The sequence below is a fragment of the Desulfosarcina sp. genome, assembly GCF_041551955.1.
Classification (GTDB): Bacteria; Desulfobacterota; Desulfobacteria; order Desulfobacterales; family Desulfosarcinaceae; genus Desulfosarcina.
The window spans coordinates 1-2,104 of record NZ_JBFELV010000606.1; the positions used below are offsets into that span (position 1 = coordinate 1).

2 protein-coding genes are annotated in these 2,104 nt (G+C 53.5%); both read left to right on the forward strand.

Translation table 11 applies throughout. The features are described 5' to 3' along the window. The first annotated feature begins 196 nt into the window (after positions 1–196). Positions 197–1,174 (forward strand): quinone oxidoreductase, encoded by a 978-nt coding sequence (locus ABYV26_RS24740; protein WP_372684014.1) that lies wholly within the window; start codon positions 197–199, stop codon positions 1,172–1,174. Between the two features lie 41 nt (positions 1,175–1,215). Continuing rightward, positions 1,216–1,422 (forward strand): hypothetical protein, encoded by a 207-nt coding sequence (locus tag ABYV26_RS24745; RefSeq protein WP_372684015.1) that lies wholly within the window; start codon positions 1,216–1,218, stop codon positions 1,420–1,422. Positions 1,423–2,104 lie beyond the last annotated feature (682 nt).

The window sequence follows — 2,104 nt, forward strand, 5'->3', positions numbered from 1 at the left end:
TCATCTATGCATTGCACGACCGAAGGGTCGGCACCACGGGCCACCGGCTCAACCGGACCCAACTGGCCCGTGAAGTAAGATCCTCCCGTTTCAATATTGTATTAAAACCATCCATGCTTAACGTTAATACCATTGACGGTCAATCCATTCAGCGTTGTCGCAACCATTCTCTGTCTTTTTCGCAAAGGAGGTCACCATGTCCAAGGCTATCAGAGTTCATGAAACCGGCGGCCCCGCGGTCATGCGTTGGGAAGACCATGACCCCGGAACCCCGGGCCCCGGAGAGGTTCTATTGCGCCAGGAGGCCGTTGGGCTCAATTTTATTGACGTCTATCATCGCACAGGACTTTATCCGCTGCCGGCGCTGCCCGCTGTGCTGGGCTTAGAAGGCGCCGGTGTCGTGGAATCGGTGGCTGCCGATGTCTCCGAATTCAAGCCGGGGGACCGGGTGGCCTATGCCGGTGTTCCGCCAGGGGCCTATGCGCAGGTACGCTGCATCCCGGCCCACCGCCTCGTGTCACTTCCCGACAGCATTCCCACCCAGCAGGCCGCAGGTATGATGCTCAGAGGCATGACTGCCAGGTATCTGCTTCATGGATGCTATCCCGTGAAAGCCGGCGATCGCATCCTGATTCATGCGGCTGCCGGCGGCGTGGGTTCCATCGTCTGCCAATGGGCCAGTTATTTAGGTGCCGAGGTGATCGGAACCGTGGGGTCGGCGCAAAAAGCCGAAATCGCCAGAAAGAACGGCTGCGCCCATCCCATCTTGTATGGAGAGGTCGACTTTGCCGAGCGGGTGAAGGCGATCACGGACGGGCGGGGTGTGGACGTGGTATATGACAGTGTGGGCCAGGCCACGTTCATGAAATCTCTGGACTGCCTTCGGCCCATGGGGACGATGGTCACCTTCGGGCAGGCATCGGGGGCCGTGCCTCCGCTGGAAATCGGGGTGCTGGCGGCAAAAGGATCGCTATTTCTCACCCGGCCCAGCCTGATGACTTACACGGCCCAGCGGGTCGATTTGCTGGCCCATGCTCGGGATCTGTTCGATGTGGTGGAAAAAGGCGCGGTGGACATTGCTATTGCCCAGACATACCGTCTGGAGGACGCGGCTCAGGCGCATCAGGACCTGGAGGGACGAAAAACAACAGGCAGCACCGTACTGCTCACGTAACACCGGCACTGCCGGCGCCTATGCATCATTCAGGGATTCAATTGAACCGTCCCGACACCTTTGGTAATGATGTCGGCTGCCTGGTTGATTATTTCAAGGTCGCCAAAGTTACTTTTCAGGCGGCATCGATCCATGCGTTATTTTTGTTTCAGGTGTGCGATGCCCGACGTTTCATCCAACGCCACAGGCGCTTGGCTGTTCTCCTGCGTCGCCGTTTATCCACATGCACACCAACCTTCCCGGAATAGCCGTGACCGCGGTAGCCCATGTCCACAAACACATGCTCGGGGGGGATCGATGATTTTCGTGAGCTCAGGTCTAATCAGATCCTTTGGCCTGCTTTTGTGGGCAGATGGCTTGGGTTTCTTGGCGGAAATTGGCAAGAAATGGATGGATAAAGGGTCGAAATCTTACAAACGAAATAGCACAAAATGAGTTGTATTACCAATGTCTGCTGGTAGATAAGCGATTTTTCAGGACCGATATTTTTCACAGGCACTGTAACTTTTTTCATTATTATACGTTAAAAAGAAAGCGTACGATGAAATCCAGCGGTATCCGTGTGTTAAAAACCGGTTTCGCCATATACAGAAAAAGATACTGCGATTTCCATGTTGGCTGGATTGCAGTAACAGCAGAACATCATATTGGATGAATCACCACTCATTTTATATAAGTGGTAATTAAATAATTTTGCAGTGTTGCCATATATTGGCCATCAGGATAATTTCATCAGAGTTGCGCTCAATTAACCTCCATGGGGACCGTTCATGACAGTTTGTTTGTCAAGGACCATCACTGTCTGGTCTCACTACCTGAAACGAATTCACGCTGGTTGGACGTTGATCTGCTCTGGACCATCGCATCGACATATCTTTTGGCGATCGGGAGTCGTCGATCATAGCCAACAGGGAAATCGACTTGGAACGA

What these genes read in the sequence shown, in the direction of transcription:
- ABYV26_RS24740 (WP_372684014.1), top strand. Translation starts at nt 197, where the DNA reads ATGTCCAAGGCTATCAGAGTTCATGAAACCGGCGGCCCCGCGGTCATG.